The sequence below is a fragment of the Bradyrhizobium sp. CSA207 genome, from assembly GCF_029051685.1.
Classification (GTDB): domain Bacteria; phylum Pseudomonadota; class Alphaproteobacteria; order Rhizobiales; family Xanthobacteraceae; genus Bradyrhizobium.
On record NZ_JAACFT010000067.1, the window covers coordinates 1 to 19,896 of the forward strand.

Annotated in this window: 20 protein-coding genes and 1 pseudogene; 7 read left to right on the plus strand and 14 right to left on the minus strand. The window is 64.7% G+C overall.

Going from position 1 to position 19,896, the window contains the following annotated elements; genetic code table 11:
- The 5 genes and pseudogenes from GWG65_RS38835 to GWG65_RS38855 all read left to right on the plus strand — a co-directional run.
- Nucleotides 1-424: pseudogene (locus tag GWG65_RS38835) on the plus strand (carbohydrate ABC transporter substrate-binding protein); the annotation flags it as partial.
- Nucleotides 421-1,350 carry a sugar ABC transporter permease gene (locus GWG65_RS38840; RefSeq protein WP_275200691.1) on the plus strand — a complete coding sequence of 310 codons (930 nt, stop codon included), beginning with the start codon at nt 421-423 and terminating at the stop codon, nt 1,348-1,350. The pseudogene GWG65_RS38835 and the gene GWG65_RS38840, both read left to right, overlap by 4 nt.
- On the plus strand, nt 1,343-2,200 hold the full coding sequence (locus GWG65_RS38845) for a carbohydrate ABC transporter permease (protein WP_275200692.1): 858 nt from the start codon (nt 1,343-1,345) through the stop codon (nt 2,198-2,200). The genes GWG65_RS38840 and GWG65_RS38845 overlap by 8 nt, the downstream gene beginning before the upstream one ends.
- A 10-nt stretch (nt 2,201-2,210) precedes the next feature.
- The gene (ugpC, locus tag GWG65_RS38850) at nt 2,211-3,320 is read left to right on the plus strand and encodes a sn-glycerol-3-phosphate ABC transporter ATP-binding protein UgpC (RefSeq protein ID WP_275200693.1); all 1,110 of its coding nucleotides are present in this window, start codon (nt 2,211-2,213) and stop codon (nt 3,318-3,320) included.
- Entirely contained in the window at nt 3,317-4,084 is a 768-nt protein-coding gene (locus tag GWG65_RS38855; RefSeq protein WP_275200694.1) for an SDR family oxidoreductase, read from the plus strand. Before ugpC ends, GWG65_RS38855 begins: the two co-directional genes overlap by 4 nt.
- Here the strand turns inward: GWG65_RS38855 and lpxB are convergent.
- Genes lpxB through lpxA form a run of 3 tightly spaced genes read right to left on the minus strand, consistent with a single transcriptional unit; the run spans nt 4,081 to nt 6,934 of the window.
- A complete protein-coding gene (lpxB, locus tag GWG65_RS38860; RefSeq protein WP_275200695.1) occupies nt 4,081-5,265 on the minus strand; it encodes a lipid-A-disaccharide synthase in 1,185 nt (394 codons plus the stop codon). The two genes, GWG65_RS38855 and lpxB, sit on opposite strands and share 4 nt — an antisense overlap.
- Nucleotides 5,262-6,131 carry a UDP-2,3-diacylglucosamine diphosphatase LpxI gene (gene lpxI, locus GWG65_RS38865; protein ID WP_275200696.1) on the minus strand — a complete coding sequence of 290 codons (870 nt, stop codon included), beginning with the start codon at nt 6,129-6,131 and terminating at the stop codon, nt 5,262-5,264. The genes lpxB and lpxI overlap by 4 nt, the downstream gene beginning before the upstream one ends.
- A gap of 8 nt (nt 6,132-6,139) precedes the next feature.
- Nucleotides 6,140-6,934: an acyl-ACP--UDP-N-acetylglucosamine O-acyltransferase gene (gene lpxA / locus GWG65_RS38870; RefSeq protein ID WP_275200697.1), complete on the minus strand. Its 795-nt coding sequence runs from the start codon at nt 6,932-6,934 to the stop codon at nt 6,140-6,142.
- 175 nt (nt 6,935-7,109) lie between these two features.
- On the opposite strand from lpxA, the gene GWG65_RS38875 reads away from it, so the two are divergent.
- Complete coding sequence (locus GWG65_RS38875; protein ID WP_275200698.1) at nt 7,110-7,454, plus strand: KTSC domain-containing protein; 345 nt, start codon at nt 7,110-7,112, stop codon at nt 7,452-7,454.
- A 6-nt stretch (nt 7,455-7,460) separates the two neighbouring features.
- On the opposite strand, the gene fabZ is transcribed toward GWG65_RS38875, so the two are convergent.
- The 11 genes from fabZ to GWG65_RS38930 all read right to left on the minus strand — a co-directional run bounded on the left by fabZ (nt 7,461) and on the right by GWG65_RS38930 (nt 19,432).
- On the minus strand, nt 7,461-7,922 hold the full coding sequence (fabZ, locus tag GWG65_RS38880) for a 3-hydroxyacyl-ACP dehydratase FabZ (RefSeq protein ID WP_148741281.1): 462 nt from the start codon (nt 7,920-7,922) through the stop codon (nt 7,461-7,463).
- On the minus strand, nt 7,919-8,986 hold the full coding sequence (lpxD, locus tag GWG65_RS38885; protein WP_275200699.1) for a UDP-3-O-(3-hydroxymyristoyl)glucosamine N-acyltransferase: 1,068 nt from the start codon (nt 8,984-8,986) through the stop codon (nt 7,919-7,921). The genes fabZ and lpxD overlap by 4 nt, the downstream gene beginning before the upstream one ends.
- A 123-nt stretch (nt 8,987-9,109) precedes the next feature.
- Nucleotides 9,110-11,650 (minus strand): outer membrane protein assembly factor BamA, encoded by a 2,541-nt coding sequence (bamA, locus tag GWG65_RS38890; RefSeq protein ID WP_275200700.1) that lies wholly within the window; start codon nt 11,648-11,650, stop codon nt 9,110-9,112.
- A 175-nt stretch (nt 11,651-11,825) separates the two neighbouring features.
- Nucleotides 11,826-12,977 (minus strand): RIP metalloprotease RseP, encoded by a 1,152-nt coding sequence (gene rseP / locus GWG65_RS38895; RefSeq protein WP_275200701.1) that lies wholly within the window; start codon nt 12,975-12,977, stop codon nt 11,826-11,828.
- A gap of 43 nt (nt 12,978-13,020) precedes the next feature.
- A complete protein-coding gene (gene dxr / locus GWG65_RS38900; RefSeq protein WP_275200702.1) occupies nt 13,021-14,244 on the minus strand; it encodes a 1-deoxy-D-xylulose-5-phosphate reductoisomerase in 1,224 nt (407 codons plus the stop codon).
- Between the two features lie 4 nt (nt 14,245-14,248).
- Complete coding sequence (locus tag GWG65_RS38905; protein WP_275200703.1) at nt 14,249-15,091, minus strand: phosphatidate cytidylyltransferase; 843 nt, start codon at nt 15,089-15,091, stop codon at nt 14,249-14,251.
- Complete coding sequence (locus GWG65_RS38910) at nt 15,088-15,846, minus strand: isoprenyl transferase (RefSeq protein WP_275200704.1); 759 nt, start codon at nt 15,844-15,846, stop codon at nt 15,088-15,090. The genes GWG65_RS38905 and GWG65_RS38910 overlap by 4 nt, the downstream gene beginning before the upstream one ends.
- Before the next feature lie 102 nt (nt 15,847-15,948).
- The gene (frr, locus tag GWG65_RS38915) at nt 15,949-16,512 is read right to left on the minus strand and encodes a ribosome recycling factor (RefSeq protein WP_148741288.1); all 564 of its coding nucleotides are present in this window, start codon (nt 16,510-16,512) and stop codon (nt 15,949-15,951) included.
- Between the two features lie 91 nt (nt 16,513-16,603).
- Nucleotides 16,604-17,320 carry a UMP kinase gene (pyrH, locus tag GWG65_RS38920; protein ID WP_275200705.1) on the minus strand — a complete coding sequence of 239 codons (717 nt, stop codon included), beginning with the start codon at nt 17,318-17,320 and terminating at the stop codon, nt 16,604-16,606.
- 60 nt (nt 17,321-17,380) lie between these two features.
- Nucleotides 17,381-18,304, minus strand: coding sequence for a translation elongation factor Ts (tsf, locus tag GWG65_RS38925; protein WP_275200706.1), 924 nt, complete (start codon nt 18,302-18,304; stop codon nt 17,381-17,383).
- Between the two features lie 132 nt (nt 18,305-18,436).
- A complete protein-coding gene (locus GWG65_RS38930) occupies nt 18,437-19,432 on the minus strand; it encodes a 30S ribosomal protein S2 (protein WP_275200707.1) in 996 nt (331 codons plus the stop codon).
- A gap of 217 nt (nt 19,433-19,649) precedes the next feature.
- On the opposite strand from GWG65_RS38930, the gene GWG65_RS38935 reads away from it, so the two are divergent.
- Nucleotides 19,650-19,896, plus strand: a 247-nt coding sequence (locus GWG65_RS38935) for a hypothetical protein (protein ID WP_275200708.1), incomplete at its 3' end; no start/stop codon positions are given.

Here is a 19,896-nt window from a genome sequence, read left to right on the forward strand (position 1 = left end):
CTTCACGATCACGCCGGGCCCCAGCGACAATAGCAAGCCGGTCTTCCTGTTGAATGCCGATGCCTTCATATTCTGGCAGCGCAAGGAGCCCGACCTGCAGGCTGGTCAGACGTTGATGGCCCAGCTCGTCATGGATCCGGCGATCCAGACAATGTATTCGCAGATCACGGGGTCGATACCCGTGCGCACCGATGTCGATCTCTCCGGCGAAGGCTGGTCGGATGGTCAACGGCGGACCGCCGCAGCGCTGAAGGACGCTGTCGCCAACAATCAGGCCGTCCTGAGCCTCGCGCACAACATGGCGCAGGAAAACGGCCTGACCGCCGCGATGATCGACGTCATCACCGAGTACGTGAAGAATAAGACCATCAAGCCGGAGGAGGCCGTAACCCGCCTCGCCGAGGCCGTCGAGGGCGCGCGTTGACCAGCGCCGTCTCGACAGCAACGCAACCGGGCCGGCCGGCGACCTCTGAAATGGTGCGCCGGCTGCCCGAATATCTGATGATCTGGCTGCCGCTGCTGCTGTCGGCCGCGCACCTCGTTTCGTTTTCGCTGTGGACGTTCTGGATTTCGTTCACGCCATCCACGCTTGTTCCGGTGTCGGGCTGGGTGGGCTTGCGCAACTACACCGCGGTCCTGGCGTCGCGGAACTGGCAGATTGCCTTTGACAATCTGCTGCTGTTTGGCAGCGCTTTCGTACTGCTCAGTTTGGTGACCGGCCTCATGCTTGCGATCCTGCTCGATCAGCGCATTCGCGGCGAGAACGTGCTGCGAACGATCTTCCTCTACCCCCTGGCGGTCTCGTTCGTCGTCACCGGCACGGTCTGGAGTTGGCTGCTCAATCCCGGCATCGGGATCCAGAAACTCGTTCACGACCTCGGCTGGACCTCCTTCCGGTTCGACTGGCTGGTCGACCGCGACATGGCAATCTGGACCATCGTTATCGCTGCGGTCTGGCAGTCCTCTGGCTTCGCCATGGCGCTGTTCCTCGCCGGCCTTCGGTCCGTCGACGCCGACATTATCAAGGCCGCGCAGATCGACGGCGCTGGTCCGATCAGAATCTACCGGCGCGTCATTTTGCCCACGCTTTGGCCGATCACTATCACCGTCGTCGTGGTCCAGTTGCAGTTCGCAATTTCGGCCTTCGACCTCGTCCGCGCGCTCACCAATGGCGGGCCCGGTATAGCGACCCAGCTGCCGGCCCTTGTCGTCTATGATCTCATGTTCCAGCGCGGCCAGCTCGGCCGGGGTGCGGCGGCGGCGGTGCTCATGTTGCTCATTCTCCTCGCGGTCCTGCTGCCCTACGCAGCTTGGCGTTATGTCCAGCGACGGCGGTCGAACCATGCGTGACCGAACCTTCGCGCCGAGCCGGATGTTGATCTATCTCGTGGTTTCGTTGTTCGCGGCCGCCTATCTCGCGCCACTGGCTGTTGTCGTTCTCAACTCGCTCCGTGCCAACGAGGAGATCGCACAGGCCTCGATGATCGGCTGGCCGAAGCAATGGGCATGGAGCAACTACGCCGCTGCGTGGAGCGGTTTCTGCGTCGCCGAGACCTGCGCGGGCATCCGGCCGTACATGCTGAACTCTGCGCTCGTCACGATTCCCGCGACGATCTTCTCGACCATACTGGGAGCGATTGCCGGTTACGCCGTCTCGCTCTGGCGTTTTCGCGGCGACAACTGGATCTACGGCATCGTGACCCTCGGCCTCTTCCTTCCCCAGCAGATGCGCCTGCTTCCCTGGACCATCGTGCTGCGGGACATCGGTCTCATCAACACGCTGACGGGCCTCGTGCTGATTCACACGATCCAGGGGCTCTCCTTCACCGTGCTGTTCTGCCGAAACTATTATGTCGCCATTCCACATGAATTGATCAGGGCCGCGCGCATCGATGGCGCCGGGTTCTTTCGTATCTTCTGGCGCATCATTCTGCCGCTCTCGGCTCCCATCCTGATCGTCACCGTGATCTGGCAGTTCACGCACATCTGGAACGAATTCCTCTATGGCGTGACATTCACGACCGGCCAGCAGCAGCCGGTCACGGCCGCGCTCATCGCGCTATCTGCGGCAATCGCAGATATCCCGCAGCATGGCGTGCAGAGCGCTGCGGTGATCATCGCGGCCCTGCCCACGTTGTTGATCTATCTCCTCGGCGGCAGGTACTTCGTGCGCGGCCTTACCGCCGGCGCAGTGAAATGATGGGGTCATCATGGCAGCATTGAGTATTCGCACCCTATCCAAGCGCTACGCCAATCTGGAGGTGCTGAAGGGTATCGATCTCGACATCGAGAGCGGCGAATTCACGGTGCTGGTCGGGCCGTCCGGCTGCGGCAAGTCCACGCTGCTCAACATCGTAGCCGGGCTCGACCGTCCGAGCGAAGGGACCGTGGAAATCGGCGGCCGCGTCGTCAACGACATCCCGCCTAAGGACCGCGACATCGCCATGGTGTTTCAGTCCTACGCGCTCTATCCGTCGATGACGGTGCGCCAGAACATCACCTTCGGCATGGAATGCCGCCATGTACCGAAAGCGGAGCAGGAGAAGGCGGTGACAAACGTGGCAAGGCTGCTCCAGATCGAGCCGCTGCTCGGCCGCAAGCCGTCGCAATTGTCCGGCGGCCAGCGCCAGCGCGTGGCGATGGGCCGGGCACTGGTGCGCGATCCCCTGCTGTTCCTGTTCGACGAGCCGCTCTCCAATCTCGACGCCAAGCTGCGCGTCGAGATGCGGATGGAGATCAAGCGGCTGCACCAGCGCATCCGCGCCACCATCGTCTATGTCACCCACGACCAGATCGAGGCGATGACGATGGCGACGCGGATCGCCGTGATGCATCGCGGCGTGGTGCAGCAGTTCGCCGACCCTGATACCGTGTACCGCTATCCCGCCAACCTGTTCGTCGCCCGCTTTATGGGCTCGCCGCCGATGAACACGATGCCGGCGCGGCTTGAGGCCGACGCCAGCGGGCTGGTGGCCGCGATCGGAGTTGGGCGGCCGGATGAGGTTCGTCTCCGCCTGCAAGGATACGACGCGGCGGCGCCCTTTGTCGGCCGCGAAGTGGTCTTCGGGATCAGGCCGGAATGCATCGCCGAGGGCAGCCGCGTGTTTTCCGGCGACACGCCCATTGTCCTCAACGCGCCGGTGGAGATGGTCGAGCCCACCGGCGCCGAGACGATGGTGTTGCTGCGGCTCGGGGGCGAGCCCGCGATGGCGCGCGTTACGCCGGATATCCGCCCCACCCCCGGTGCATCCGCCTCCTTCGCGCTCGACACACGTCGCATTTGCCTGTTCGACCCCGAGACGGAGCGGCTGATCGCATGACGAAGACAACCTATTCTGACCTTAAAGGCCGCGTGGTGTTGATCACCGGGGGTGCCAGCGGCATCGGCGCCGCCTTCGTCCGCGCCTTCGCGGCCCAAGGGGCCCGCGTCGCTTTCCTCGATATCGACGAAGCTGCCGGCGCCGCGCTGGTCGCAGAGGTAGCGGCCGCGTCCGGGGCCGCGCCGCTGTTCGTGCCCTGCGACCTCCTGGACATCGACGCGCTGCGCGACGCGATCGTAAAGATCCACCGTTCGCTTGGCGATGCCGCAGTCCTGGTCAACAACGCGGCCAATGATCAGCGCCAGGCGCTGGCCGAGGTGACGCCCACCGAATTCGACTGGATGATCGGCGTCAACCTCAAGCACGTCTTCTTTGCAGTGCAAGCGGTGGTGCCGCAGATGCAGGCCCGCGGCGGCGGCTCGATCATCAACATGTCGTCGGTGGCGTGGATGCGCGGCGCGCCGGCGCTGCCGGTCTACGCCGCGGCGAAGGCGGCGATCGTCGGCTTCACCAATTCGCTGGCCCGGCTAGTCGGTCCCGACCGCATCCGCGTCAACGCAATTGCACCCGGCATGGTGATCACCGAACGCCAGCGCCGGCTGTGGTATCCGAATGAGCAGAGCATCGCCGAGCTTCGCATCCGCCAGGCGATTCCCGATGCGGTGACGCCCGACGACATCGCAAACATGGCGCTGTACCTCGCCTCCGACGCGAGCCAGCGCGTGACGCGCCAGTGCTTCCAGGTCGACGGCGGCCTTGGCTAGGGCTTCCGCGTTCCCTTCCGCATCGTTGCGAGCACGATGTCGGCGGCGAGCACGCTCGGCGATTTGTTGCCGGTTGACATGATGGCGTCGAGCTGGGCAAACGCTTCGACCTGCTGGCGGCGCAACGGTGAATCCGTCAGCACCTCGGCCAGCACCGGTGCGAGCTTCTCCGGCGTGCAGTCCTCTTGCAGGAACTCGGGGATCACGTCCTGGCCGATCACGAGATTGGCAAGAATCACAGACGAGACCTTGACCGCGCGGCGCAGGATGAAGGCCTCGATCGCGCCGACCCGATAAGCCGTCACCATCGGGATGCCTGACAGCGCGAGCTCCAGCGTCACCGTGCCCGATTTCGCCAGCGCCGCGTGCGCGATGCGGAAGGCGGCGCGCTTCTCGCTTTCGCCGACCACGATCTGCGGCTTGACCGGCCAGTTCGCAACGCCCTCGCGGATGGCGGTTTCGAGATGCGGCATGGTCGGCAGCATCAGCGCGAACGTGCGGCCCTCCGCCTGCAATCGACCAAGCGTCGCGCCGAACACATCGAGATGATGCCTGATCTCGCTGCGGCGGCTGCCGGGCAGCACCAGGAGAACCGGCGGCTCGGTGTCGCGGCGCGCCCGCTCCTCGGCATTCGGCCGCAGCGACGCCAACTGCTCGATCAGGGGATGGCCGACATAGCTGCATGGCGGTCCCCGCAGCCTGCGGTATTCCTCAGGCTCGAACGGCAGCAGCCCGAGCACATGGTCGACATAGCCGAGCATGGCGCGCGCCCGGCCCGGCCGCCAGGCCCAGACCGAGGGCGAGACGTAATCAACGACCGGAATCGCCGGATTGCGCGCGCGTACGCGGCGGGCGATCCGATGGGTGAAATCGGGACTGTCGATGATGACGAGCGCGTCGGGCGCGGCCTCCGTCACGGCGTCCGCGGTCTGGCGGATCAGCCGCAAAATCTTCGGCAAGTGCTGCACCACTGCGGCGAAGCCGACGATCGACAATTCCTCGATCGGGAACAGCGAATTGAGCCCCTCGTGCGTCATGGTGCGGCCGCCGACGCCCTCGAACTGCACACCATCGCCGAGCCGCTGGCGCAGCACCCTCATCAGCGCACTGCCGAGCCTGTCGCCGGATTCCTCCGTCGCGATCAGGAAAATCTTCCGCTTCGGATCGCGCCCCTGCATCACGCCGGCAGACCGATGACGAAGAGATATTTGGCATCGGCGATCCCGATCATCGCCTGCGGCTCGGCGGCAATGGTGTTGCCGGCGATGACGGCGATGCCGGCCAGGCCGGCGGCGGCGACGCCCTCGATGGTGCGTGCGCCGATCGTCGGCAGGTCGAAGCGCAGATCCTGGCCGCTCTTCGGCGCCTTCACCAGCACCCCGCGGCGCGTCGCTGCGCGGATGCGCCCCTCCTCGCGCAGGCGTGCGACGCGAGCCAGCAGCGCATCGGTGCCCTCGATATCCTCGACCGCCACCACGTGGCCATCGATCACCACCGCGGCCTGGCCGATATCGAACGGCCCGAGCGCGCTCAGCACCGCGCGCCCGCGCTCGATGTCAGTCTTGCTGTTGTCGCTCGGCCAGGCGCGGGTGATGCAGCCCTCGGGCATCAGCAGGTCGGGCGCGACGTCCCTGATGCCGACCATGCGAAAGCCGCCCTGCTCGAGGATGCGCCCGACGCCGGACAACAAATGATCGTCGCCGCCGCGGAAGGCGCGGATGACATTACCGAGCAGCCGCAGCGTTGTGAAGTCGAACCGTATCTCCGAGAGCGAAGGCCGTACCAGCGTGCCGATGAAGATCAGGTCGCGGCAGCCCTCCTCGCGAAACAACCGCATCGCGCGGCCGAGCTGGCCGACCGAGATCCAGCGGTGGCGGAATTTTTCCACCTTCGCCGGATCGCAGGCGCCACGCAGCGCAAACAGCACCGGCGTAACGCCGCGCGCGGCGAGCGACTCGGCGACCGCGAACGGCATCGCGCCGCCGCCAGCGACCACGCCGACCGGGGATGAAATCTCCGAAGCCGCCGATGCCGCGCCCGCAGTCATCCCAGAACTCACTTTGCGATGGCGGGAAGACAGAGCGGGCGATGCTTGCCCTTGCCGATGAAGTCGAGGATCTCGGCGATCGCGGGATCCTCGCCTGCCAGCGGCCGCACCGATTCGAGCCGCTCGGCGAATGTGCGGGACCCGTGGAACAGTTTTTGGTAAAATGCGCGCACGGTCGCAAGCCGCTGCTTGGTGAACTTGCGCCGCTTCATGCCGATGATGTTGAGGCCCTCGAGCGCAGCATATTGGCCGTTGACCAGCCCGAACGGGATGACGTCGTCGCGCACGCCGCACACGCCGCCAACCATCACCTGCGGGCCGATGCGGGTGAATTGGTGCACCGCAGACAGACCGCCGATGAAGACGAAGTCGCCGATCTCGCAGTGACCACCGAGCGTGGCGGAGGTTGCGAAGATCACGTCGTTGCCGACATGACAGTCATGGCCGACATGGCTGCAATTCATGAAATAGCTGCGGTCGCCGACCTCCGTGATACCGCCGCCGGCAACCGTGCCGGCATTCATGGTGACGGATTCTCGGATAGTGCAGCCCGAGCCGATCGTCAGCTTGGTCAGCTCGCCACGATAGCTGAGCGACTGCGGCGGCGTACCGAGCGAGGCGAACGGATAGATAGTGCAATCATCACCGATCGAGGTCTGCGCGGCGATATGCACCTGCCCGATCAGCTTGCAGTTTTTGCCGATCACGACATGCGGACCGATGATGCAAAAGGGTCCGATCTCGGTGCCCTCGCCTATCAATGCGCCGTCTGCCACCCGCGCGGTGGGATCAATCTTGCTCATCAAGCAATCTTACTTATCAAGAAGGTCTGGTTATGCGTTGAAGTTGCTTCGTTTTCCGCTGGTTAGCGCGACTATGCCCGCTCTGTCCAGTGACGTATCATCTCGGCCTGTTTCAAGCGCCGGATGAACCGGCCGTCGCAACCCATCAACGTGTTCATGCGGAGCTTCAAGTCCGGTGGTCAGAGCCTTGGCAATCCTGCTCGCGCAGTTGATGGGTACACCGATCGTCTCCGAGACAGTCGAGACCGGCGAACGCCGCCTTGTCGATCTCGAGACGTTCGAATGCCGCGACATCACCCGCAGCACGGTCCTGCAGCGCGTCTGCTACGACCGGGCGCAGCAAGACCTCGTCGTCGCGATCAACGGTAGGTATGACCGCTATTGCGGGGTCCCGGCCGAGACGGTCGAGCGCCTGCTCGGCGTACCGTCCATGGGCCGGTTCTTCAACCAGACGATCAGGCGCGAGGTCGCTGGCAACCGCTACGACTGCCGCACGCGGCAGCCGGTCCAACGGAGCTGATTCCGCTCAGTCGGTCAGCATCGCCCCGACGTCGGCTTCCGCGACGACCTGGCCGTTGACCTTGGCGTCGCCGTGAAACCACCACATGGTCTTGCGGCGGCCGATCGAGCGCATGTGGTACTCGATGGTATCGCCGGGCATCACGGGCTTGCGGAACTTGCATTTGTCGATGGTGAGGAAGTAGACCGCCCGCGGCTTCTCGGTGCCCTCGACCGACTTGATGCCGATCACGCCCGCGGTTTGCGCCATTGCCTCGATCATCATCACGCCGGGATAGACCGGGCGATCCGGGAAGTGGCCCTGGAACGGCGGCTCGTTAAAGGTGACGTTCTTGATGCCGATACCGCTGTAATCGGTGCGTATGTTGATCACGCGGTCGATCAGCAGCATCGGAAAGCGGTGCGGGAGCGTTTGCAGGATCATGTTGATGTCCACAAGCTCGAACCTGACCGGTGCTTCGTCCGTCACTCCCGTTCCTCCTGCTTCGGATCGGCCTTGCTGTCGCGCGCCAGGCGCTCCACCGCCAAAATCTCCTTGAACCACTGCCGGGTCGGCTTGGCAAAAAAACCGCCCCAGCGTCCGCCCGGGGGGATGTCGTCCTTGACGCCGCTCATGGCAGTTACCTGGGCCCCGTCCCCGATCTTGAGGTGATTGTTGATGCCCACCTTCGCTCCCAGCGCCACGTTGTCGCCGATGGTCAGGCTGCCCGCCAGCCCGATCTGGGCCGCCAGCAGGCAGTGCCGGCCGATGGTCACATTGTGGCCGATCTGAACCTGATTGTCGATTTTGGTGCCCTCCCCGATCACGGTGTCGCGCAAACTGCCGCGATCGATCGTCGTGCCGGCGCCGACCTCGACGTCGTTCTGGATCACCACCCGCCCGGTCTGCGGCACCTTCAGATGGCCCTCGGGACCGAAGAAGATGAAGCCATAGCCGTCCTGGCCGATCGAGCAGCCGGGATGGATCAGGACGTTGTTGCCGATCAGCGCGCACTGGATCGCCGTGCGGGCGCCAACGTTGCAGTCGCGGCCGATCCTGACGCCGGGGCCGATCACGGCGCCGGCGCCGACCACCGTGCCGCTGCCGATCTCAGCATCCGGGCCGATGACGGCCAGGGGATCGACGATCACGCCGTCTTCGAGCCGCGCCGAGGGGTCGATGATCGCCGACGGCGCGATGCCGTCATTGCCGACCCAGGATTGCGGCCTGAGCGCGTCACCGTGCCATTCCCGTGCGATCCTGACGAAGGCGCGGAACGGGTGGTTCACCCGCAGCACGGCAACATGCGCGGGCACCTGGGCCTCGAAACGCGGGCTCACCAGGCAGGCGCCGGCTTTGGTCGCCTTGATCTGGTCGGCGTATTTCAGATTGTCGAAGAACGTCAGGTGCATCGGGCCGGCCTCGTCGAGCGAAGCCAGGCCGGTGATGATTTGGCCGCCCCTAATAGGGTCGACCAGTTGCGCCTTGGTCAGCGCGGCAATGTCAGCCAGCGCTAAGGCCGGCGGCTTTGTGAAGAAGGTCGGCTGCGCCATTCCACCCCGTCGCGGTCCGGCTTCGGCATGAAGCGGTCAACCGCATCATGCCTCATCTCTTGGATCGACACGACCCCTTCGGAAACCGGCTTCCCCGATCCGGATCGTGCCCTGCTGCTCGAATTAGAAGCTGGTGCCGCCGCCGAACCGGAACTCCTGCGTACGGTCATTCTTGCCCTTGGTGAGCGGCACGGCGTAGTCGAAGCGCAGCGGTCCGAATGGCGACTGCCAGATCAGGCCGACACCAACCGACGAGCGGACGACATTGCCGTTGTCATACACCAGGCCGGTACACGTTCCAGGCGAGGCCGGGTTGACGGTCGACGGCGTACAGGTCGAGTTCTTGGTCGTGGTCATTTCGTTGGTCACCGACCACGTCGTCGGGCCTTGATAGTCATAGAGACCACCGGCGTCGGCGTAGACCGCACCCTTCAGACCCACTTCCTTCGGCAGGAACCAGAACGGCATCTGCAATTCGAGCGAAGCGCCCCAATATTTGGTGCCGCCCAGCGCGTCCTGCGAGCCGTAGGGATTCAGATCGCGCGGACCGATGCCGTTCGGAGCAAAGCCGCGGACCAGGTTCGGACCCATCTGGAAATGATCGAGCATGCGCAGGTCGTCGCTGCCGATCTTGTTCAGGATGCCGGTCTGCAAATGGACGAGGCCGACGACGTCCGCGACCAGCGGAGCGTAATACTTCGCATCGACAACGGACTTCAGGTAGGAGACGTCGCCGCCGACGCCGGCAAAATCCTGCCGGAAGTCGACGAGCAGACCGTCGGTGGGGTTCTTGTTGTTGTCGAGGGTGTTGTAGGTCAGCGTGTAGCCGAGCGCCGAGGTCAGCGTCTTGCCGTTCGCAAGTTCCCTGCGCACCGGCAGCGAGGCTTCGCCGTCGTTGTAGCAGCCGAGGCCGTTGGTCGCGCTCAGATCGAGCGGCGGAATCTGCGACGCGGCAAAGGCCGGGCTCGGATTGAACGCCGACGTTCCCAGGTTGTTGTTACAGTTCGCCAGATAGCTCGGCAGCGTGATTTCCTGCTGGTAGACCGAGTAACGCAGCTGCAGCGCCAGATCTTCACGCAGGCTGAAGCCGAGGCGCGGGCTGAAGCCCAGCGTCTTGGTACCGTAGGAGATGTAGCTGTTGGACAGTTGCTGGCGCTGATAGAGGTCGAGGCCCAGCGCAACGCGGTAGTCGAGCAAATACGGTTCGACGAACGACAGCGAATAGCCGCGCGCATACTGGCCGTAGGTCACCGATGCCTTGGCGAACAGGCCGCGGCCAAGCAGGTTGCGTTCGGAGATCGAGACTTCGGCGAGCGCACCGTCGGTGGTGGAGTAGCCGCCCGAAACCGAGAAGTCGCCGGTCGACTTCTCTTCGAGATCGACGACCAGAACCACGCGGTCGCTGGAGGAGCCCGGCTCCGTCGTGATCTTCACGGTCTTGAAGTAGTCGAGATTCTTCAGGCGCCGCTCGGCACGATCGACCAGCGCGCGGTTGTAGGCGTCGCCCTCGGAGATGTCGAATTCGCGGCGGATCACGTAATCACGCGTGCGGGTGTTGCCGCGGACGTTGATGCGCTCGATATAGGTGCGCGGGCCTTCGTCGATATTGAAGACCACCGTCACGGTGTGCGCTTCGAAGTTGCGGTCGCCGCCGGGACGGACCACGGCGAAGGCATAGCCGCGGCGCGAGGCCTCGATCTGCATCTCCTCGACCGACTTCTCGACCGATTCGACGTTGTAGAGCGAACCGGCGTGGACGCGCGAATAGGCGCGCATCGAGGTGGGGTCGAAGTTCGGAATGCTGGAGCGGAAATCGACCGCGCCGACACGGTATTGCTGGCCTTCCTCGATCTTGAAGGTGACGAGGAAACCCTTCTTCTCCGGATCGTATTCGGTGAGCGCGGCCACGACCTGGACGTCGGCGAAGCCGTTCTTGAGATAGAATCGGCGGAGCAGGTCGCGGTCGGCCTCGACCCGGTCCGGATCGTAGACGTCGCCGCTGCCGAGGAAGCTCAGCAAATTCGTTTCATGCGTCTTGATGACGTCCCTGAGCCGGTAGGACGAGAACGCATTGTTGCCGATGAAGTCGATCGACTTGACGCCGGTCTTGGCCCCCTCCTCGACCGTGAAGACGAGATCGACGCGGTTGTTCGGCTGCTCGATGATCTCGGGCGTGACGCGCACATCGTAGCGGCCGGAGCGGCGATAGATTTCGGCGATTCGCAGCGTGTCGGACTGCACCATGGCGCGGGAGAAGGTGCCGCGCGCCTTGGACTGGATCTCAGCAGTAAGCTGCTCGTCCTTGATCTTCTTGTTGCCCTCGAAGGCAATACGCCCGATCACCGGGTTTTCCACCACCGAGACGATGATCTGGCCGCCGGCGCCGCGATTGATCCTCACGTCCTGGAACAGGCCGGTCTCGATTAACCGCTTCAGACCGTCATCGATCGCGCCCTGATCAAGGCGGCCCCCCGGGCCCGGGTTGAAATAGGAGCGGATGGTCTCCACCTCGACACGGCGATTTCCTTCGACCGAAATCGACTGGACGGTCTGAGCGAGCGCAGACGAAGACACAAAAACAGCCCCAATCGGGGCAACCACCGGCGCGCCGAACATGATCAGGGTGGCAAGCAAGCCGCCCCGGAGTCGCAGACCAAACTTCATGCGCAACGCGCCCTTATCATTCCGTACCAGACCCAACCCCAAAGCCAGTCTGGAGATTCCCCAAGTTCAAGCCGCTTGTAGCCAATTTCCCCGACGTCGCAAACGGTTGAGCGCGCCGTAATTTCAATTTCAATCCAAGACGTTGCTGATCAGCAACGTCACAAAAAAGCCCCTATCAGGACCCCGCCATTCGCAGGATGTCGTTGTAGGTTGCGAACACCATCAGCATCAGCACCAGACCCAGCCCGATTCGGAACCCCATCTCCTGCGTCCGCTCGGACAGGGGCCGGCCCCGAACCACTTCGGCTACGTAGAACATAAGGTGACCGCCATCGAGCAGCGGGATCGGGAACAGATTCAACAGCCCGATCGAGACCGACAGCACGGCGCATAGGTTGATCACGAACTGGAACCCGGCGCTGGCCGCCTGCCCCGACATCTTTGCGATGCCGAGAACGCCGCTGACCTCCCCGGGATTGCCGGTTCCCACGAACAGCGAGCCGAGGAACTTGAAGGTGCTGGTGATGATGAACCAGACCTGTTCGATCCCGATCTTGAGCGCCTCGCCGACGCCCACCGGCGCGGTCGAGGCCTCGCCGGCTTGGGACTTGTGCTCGACGCCGAGGACGCCGAGGCGATGGCTGTTGCCGAACGGGTCCTTGCGCTCCAGCAGCGCCGGCGTCGCCGTCAGCGAAACCACCGCGCCGTCCCGCTTCACCTGGAAAGTAAGCGCCGAACCCGCGTTCATCGCAACGATTCGCTGCATGTCGGCAAAGCTCTCGATCGGCTTGCCGTCGATCTGCACGACGACGTCTCCGACCTTGAAGCCGGCCGTGGCGGCGACGCCGTCGGCGACAACGCCGTCCACACGCGCGATCGTGCTCGGCTTGCCGTAGTACAGCGCCATGCCGGCGAAGATCAGCGCGCCGAGGATGAAATTGGCGATCGGACCGGCGGCGACAATGGCGGCGCGCGGGCCGACCTTCTTGTGGTGGAAGCTGCCGGCCCGTTCCTCGGCGGTCATGGCAGCGAGCGCCTCGGGCGACGGCGTCGAGGCCTCGCTCTCGTCCCCGAAGAACTTGACATAGCCGCCGAGCGGGATCGCCGAGATCTTCCAGCGGGTGCCGTGGCGGTCGTTGAAACCGGCCAGTTCAGGGCCGAAGCCGAGCGAAAAGGTTAACACGCGAACGCCCGCCCAGCGCGCGACCAGGAAATGGCCAAGCTCGTGGAAGAACACGACGATGGTCAGGACGAACAGGAAGGGAACCGCGTAGCCGATGAGCCCGTGGCTCAACGTATTGAAACTATGGAAGAAAAAGTCAGACATCGATATCCCTCATCCAGCGCCGCAAGGCCCTGGCCCGAACCACCTAGGATGCCTTTAAGGCAATTTGAGGCAATAGGGCGGCGGCTCTATTTCGCGCAACATGGTCAACGGAAATTGCGTCGTCGGCGGAGGTCAGCGGCGCCTGGTTCCCAGCGCGGATCCAGTCCTCCAGCGTCGCCTCAACCAGCCGCGCAATCGCGCCAAAGCGGATCTTGCCGGCGATGAAAGCGGCAACCGCAACCTCGTTGGCGGCGTTGTAGACGGTGGTCGCCCCCTTCCCGGTCCGGAGCGAATCGTAGGCCAGGCGAAGCCCCGGGAACCGCTCGAAATCCGGCGCCTCGAAGGTCAATTGGCCGATCTTGGCCAGATCGAGCTTGGCCGCCGGCCCCTTGATGCGGTCGGGCCAGCCGAGGCAATGCGCGATCGGCGTGCGCATGTCGGGCGCGCCGAGCTGAGCCACGACCGAACAGTCGGAAAATTCGACCATGCCATGGATGATCGACTGCGGATGAACCAGCACGTCGATCTCGTCCGGCGTCAGCGCGAACAGATAGGACGCCTCGATCACCTCGAGCCCCTTGTTCATCATCGAGGCGGAATCGATCGTGATCTTCTGGCCCATGCTCCAGTTCGGATGCTTCAGGGCCTGGGCGAGCGTGGCCTGCTCGATATCTGCGCTCTTCCAGGTCCGGAACGGTCCGCCCGAGGCGGTGATGATGACGCGGACCAGTTCGTCGCGGTTGCCCGAGCTGAGCGCCTGAAACAGGGCGTTGTGCTCGGAATCGGCCGGCAGGATGCAGGCGCCCGCCTTCGCTGCCCGCTGCATGAAGAAGTCGCCGGCGCAGACCAAGCACTCCTTGTTGGCCAGCGCGACATGCGCGCCGCGATCGACCGCAGCCAATGCCGGCTTCAGTCCGGCAGCGCCGCTGACCGCGGCCATCACCCAGTCGGCCGGCCGCGCGCCGGCCTCGATCACTGCGCTTTCGCCGGCGCCGCATTCGGTGCTCGTTCCCGCAAGCGCGTCCTTGAGTTCGGCGAATTTGGAGATATCGGCGATCGCGACGAAGCGCGCGGAAAATTCCTTCGCGAGCTTTACCAGCGCGTCGACATTGCCGTTCGCCGTCAACGCCTCGACGCGGTAGCGCTCGGGAGAAGCACGCAGCAGATCCATCGTGCTGTCGCCGATCGAGCCGGTGGCGCCGAGAACCGAGACGCTGCGAACGCTCGACGCCGCAGCCTTGTTGTTACGCAATGGGACCGCGCTCATATTCTCACCAAACCATAAGTCCGCTTCCGGCGCTATGCACACCATGGCGGAGGAAGCCGATAATCCATGCCATCAGGATGGCGACGACAAATCCGTCCAGGCGGTCCATAAGCCCGCCATGGCCGGGAATTAAGTGACTGGAATCCTTGACACCGAAGCGCCGCTTCACCGCGGATTCGAAGAGATCGCCAGCTTGTGAGACCACCGACAGGATGGCGCTGAGAAGCAGCAGCGGAATTGCCTTTCCGAGCCCGCAGGCGGCAAAGCCGGCCGCGACCGCAAGGCTTGCCGCAAAACCGCCGAACGCGCCGGCCCAGGTCTTCTTCGGGCTCACACGCGGCCAAAGCTTCGGTCCGCCAATGCCGCGGCCGGCGAAATAACCGCCGATATCGGTGGCCCATACCACGAGCAGCACGAACATCAACGCGGCGAAGCCGTGCACGGGATCCTGCCGCACCAGGATCGAGGCGAGCAGCGCAGCCGATGCATAGGCAAAGCCCGAGGCGGCCCAGACAAACTTGCGCCGCGCGATCACCGTAACGATCGCGCCGCCGACGAGGCCGGCGATCACAGCGGTCTTGAGCGCGCCAAAGGCGATGCAGAACCCCATGCTGGCAAGGACGATCGTCCCGAACGCGGTCAGCACTGCCGAGCCCGCGCCCACCACCATCAGCCATTCCGCGAACAAGCCGATCGACACCAGGGTGACGAGAAATGCCCACAGCCAGCCGCCCGCATAAGCAAGCACAATGGCGAGCGGCGCCAGCACGATTGCTGCGAGAACTCGCATCACGAGATTGCTGGAGGCCGGCACAGCGCCCGCCGGTGCGGCGTCGGGATCGCTCACGAGGCGGTTTTCGCGACGAGGCCGCCGAAACGGCGTTCGCGCCTGGCAAATTCGGCGATCGCACCTTCCAGCGCCGCCTTGTCGAAATCGGGCCAGTGGATCGGCACGAACACGAGTTCGCTATAGGCGGCCTGCCACATCAGGAAATTGGACAGGCGCTGCTCGCCCGAGGTGCGGATGATGAGGTCGGGATCGGGGATGTCGGGCGCATCGAGATGGCCCCCGAGCGTCTCGGCGTCGATCGTGTCAGGATCGCGCCTGCCCTCGGCGACCTCGCGCGCGAGCTTCTGCGCCGCCTTCGCGATCTCTTGCCGCGAGCCGTAGTTGAAGGCGACGACGAGCGTGAGGCGAGTGTTGCCGCGTGTCAGCTCCTCGGCCTCGTTCAGGAGCTCGCGGATGTCGCCCTCGAGCCCGTCCCGCTCGCCGATGATGCGCACTTTGACGCCATCGCGATGCAGGCTCGCAAGGTCGTTGCGGATGAAGCGCCGCAGCAGGCCGAAGAGATCGCCGATCTCGCTCGCCGGGCGCGACCAGTTCTCGGAGCTGAAGGAGAAGATGGTGAGATAACGGATGCCGAGCTCGTGCGAGGCGCGAACCACGCGGCGCAGGGCCTCCACGCCGCGGCGATGGCCTTCGGCCCGCGGCAGGCCGCGCGCGGCTGCCCAACGCCCGTTGCCATCCATGATGATGGCGACATGCGCAGGCGCGTCGGACCGGTCGGGTCCCTCCGTAGCGGGCGCGGCGGCGTTAGACATGAAGGCGGCCCTAAAGCATGATCCGGAAAAGTGCGAAGCGGTTTTCCGAAAAGATCATGCGCGAACAATTAATCTGAAGCGCGATGAACACTTCATCGCGCTTCAGACGGTGAGGATTTCTTTTTCCTTGGCGGCCAGCAACTGGTCGATCTCGACGATGGTGCTGTCGGTCGCCTTCTGCACGTCGCCGGCGAGACGCTCCTGGTCGTCCTCGGACATCTCGTGGTTCTTTTCGAGCTTCTTCAAAACATCGAGGCCATCGCGGCGGACATGGCGCGCGGCGACCTTGGCAGCTTCGGCGTATTTGTGCGCGACTTTGACCAACTCCTTGCGCCGCTCCTCGTTGAGCTCGGGAATGCGCAGGCGCAACACCTGCCCCTCGGTCGCGGGTGACAGGCCGAGATTGGAATCGACGATCGCCTTTTCGACCGCCTTGACCATCGACTTGTCCCAGACCTGGACCGAGATCAGCCGCGGCTCCGGCACGCTGACGGTGGCGAGCTGGTTGAGCGGCATGTGGCTGCCGTAAGCCTCGACCTGGACCGGGTCCAGCATCGATGCCGACGCGCGTCCGGTGCGCAAACCACCGAGTTCGTGCTTGAGGGACTGGACGGCGCCCTGCATGCGGCGCTTCAATTCGTTCATGTCGAAATTACCCGTGGGCATCACGTTTCTCCTTCATAATCCCGGCCAGAACCCCGGCCAAAATTCCGGCGACGTCTCCGCGCCCTTCCCTCGAGGCGCGACCGATGAGCCGTCAGCCGGCGACGATGGTTCCGTGGCCGCCGCCACGCAGAATCGCGCCGATCGAACCCGGCTCTGCGATCGAGAACACGATGATAGGCAGCGACGTCTCGCGGGCAAGCGCAAAGGCGGTCGCATCCATCACCTTGTAGTCCCCTTCGATGGCCTGCGAATGCGTCAGCCGGTCGAACCTCTTGGCGGTCGGATCCTTCTTCGGGTCGGCCGAGTAGACGCCGTCGACATTGGTCGCCTTGAGCACCGCCTGGGCGCCGATCTCTGCGGCGCGCAGCACCGCGGTCGTGTCGGTGGTGAAGAACGGATTGCCGGTCCCGCCACCGAGCAGCACAATTCGGCCCTCGGCGAGGTATTTGTGTGCCGCCGCGCGGGTGAACAGTTCGGAAATCTCGGGCATGACGAAGGCCGACAGCGTCCGCGCCGGCGTGCCCTTGCGCTCGATCGCCGACTCCAGCGCGAGGCAGTTCATCATGGTGGCGAGCATGCCCATGGTGTCGCCGGTCGGGCGCGACACGCCACGGGAGGAGACCTCGACGCCGCGCACGATATTGCCGCCGCCGATCACGACGGCCACCTCGGTGCCGAGATGACGGGCGGCGATCAGATCGTCCGCGACCCGGTCGATGGTCGGCTGATCGATGCCAAAACCCTGCTGTCCCGCGAGATATTCGCCGGACAGCTTGATCACGACGCGACGATAGACCGGATCAGTCATGAGCACTTTCCTCGTCCGGGCGCCGCTTCCGGCGGCACGCCGGAAGGAAGTTTCCGGCGCTTACTTCTTGCCGCTGGCGGCGGCAACTTCGGCCGCGAAGTCGCTTTCCTGCTTCTCGATTCCCTCACCGAGAGCATAGCGCACGAAGCCCGCGATCTTCACGGGGCCGCCGACCTTGCCCTCAGCCTCCTTCACCGCCTGCGCCACCGACTTGCCGGTGTCGTGGATGAAGGCCTGCTCGAGCAGACACACTTCCTTGTAATAGGTCTTGAGGCCGGACTCGACGATCTTCTCGATCACGTTCTCCGGCTTGCCCTGCTGGCGATACTTGTCCGCCAGCACGTCCTTTTCGCGCTTGACGACGGCAGGATCGAGGCCGGACGGATCGAGCGCGAGCGGGTTGGCGGCCGCGACATGCATCGCGATCTGGCGGCCGAGCGCTGCGAGATCGTCGGCCTTGCCGGGCGATTCCAGCGCCACGATCACGCCCATCTTGCCGGCGCCGTCGATGACCGCGCCGTGAACGTAGCTCGACACCACGCCCTGGCTCACTTCGAGCGAGGCGGCGCGGCGCAGCGTCATGTTCTCGCCGATGGTGGCGATCGCGTCATTGATGGCGGTTTCCACCGTGACGTCGCCGATCTTGGCGGCCTTGATCTTCTCGACATCGGCGCCGACGTCGAACGCGACCTGGGCGATCATCTTGACCAGGCCCTGGAACTGGCCGTTGCGCGCGACGAAGTCTGTCTCGGAGTTGACCTCCACCACGACGCCTTTGGTGCCCTTGGTGAGCGCGCCGATCAGGCCCTCGGCCGCGACGCGGCCCGACTTCTTGGCGGCCTTGGACAGGCCCTTCTTGCGCAGCCAATCCTGCGCCGCTTCCATATCGCCGCTGGTCTCGGTGAGCGCAGCCTTGCAGTCCATCATGCCCGCGCCGGTCGATTCGCGCAGGTCCTTGACCATCGCCGCTGTGATCGTTGCCATCGTTGAAAATCCTTTTTGCCTGCCGGTTTGCCGCGGCGTGGCATCGAAGCGCCCGCCGCGGTCCATCTCAGGAATTCGCGTCAACTGAAATGGTGGCCGGATCGTGTCCGGCCAACCCGTCGCTGCTTTTGACTATTCCGCTTCCGTGGTCAGCGCCTTGGCCTTGGCCACCCAGGCGTCCGCACGGCTCGGCAGTCCGACTTCTTCGCCGATCTTGTGGGCGGTGTCGTGGTCGAGCTCGGCGAGCTGCCAGAAGTGGAAGATGCCAAGGTCGTTGAACTTCTTCTCGATCGCACCCGACACGCCCGGGAGCTTCTTGAGATCGTCGGCGGTGCCGCGCGGACCGGCAAGGCCCTGGAAGCCGCTCGATGCGGGCGGCAGCTCTTCGGCGACGACCGGCTGGGCCGACGCGCCGACGTCGATGCCGGAATCGCCCTGGGCACGTCCGATGCCGTCGATCGCCGCGCGCGCGACGAGATCGCAATACAGCGCGATCGCGCGGCCGGCGTCGTCATTGCCCGGCACCACATAGGTGATGCCCTTCGGGTCCGAATTGGTGTCGACGATCGCGGCGACCGGGATGTTCAGCCGCTGGGCTTCCTGGATCGCGATGTCTTCCTTGTTGGTGTCGATCACGAAGATCAGATCGGGCAGGCCGCCCATGTCCTTGATGCCGCCGAGCGAGCGGTCGAGCTTGTCGCGCTCGCGCTGAAGCGTCAGGCGCTCCTTCTTGGTGTAGGCGTTGGCATCGCCGCCGGCCAGCACCTCGTCGAGGTGGCGCAAGCGCTTGATCGAGGCCGAGATCGTCTTCCAGTTGGTCAGCGTGCCGCCGAGCCAGCGCGAATTGACGAAGTACTGCGCGCAGCGCTTGGCCGCGTCGGCAACACCGTCCTGCGCCTGGCGCTTGGTGCCGACGAACAGGATACGGCCGCCCTTGGCGACGGTGTCGCTGACCGCCTGCAAGGCGTGATGCAGCAACGGCACGGTCTGGGCGAGGTCGACGATGTGGATGTTGTTGCGGCTGCCGAAAATGAACGGCGCCATTTTCGGATTCCAGCGGTGAGACTGGTGACCAAAGTGCACGCCAGCTTCGAGCAGCTGACGCATAGTGAAATCGGGTAGTGCCATCGTTCTAATTCTCCGGTTGGTTCCTCCGGAAGCGTGTGAGCAAAACGGAGCGTTGTCGCCCCGGCTGCCACCGGACGGCCTTGTGAGCCATGCTTCCGTGTGAGATGGCGCGCTGTATAGCGCGATTTCGGCCAGAAGCAAGGAAATAAGGGCCTTTCGGGGGCGTTTGTCGCCCGCAAAAGGCCCGTTCCGCGAATACCGCCCGGTGGCCTAGCACTTGGGCTGGTTAGGCGGGCATTTCTTGGCCGCAGGGGGCGGCGGCGGCGCAGGACGTGGCGGCGGCGCGACCGGACGCGGCGGCGGCGGAGGGGCGACCGCGACCCTCGGCGGAGGCGGCGGTGCCGGCCTTGCCACTGGCGGCGGGGCCGGCCCTGCCACTGGCGGCGGGGCCGGCCGGGCGGCCGCAACCGGCGGCGGTGCCGGACGGGGTGGCGGCGGCGCCGCCATCCGCGGCGGAGGTGGTG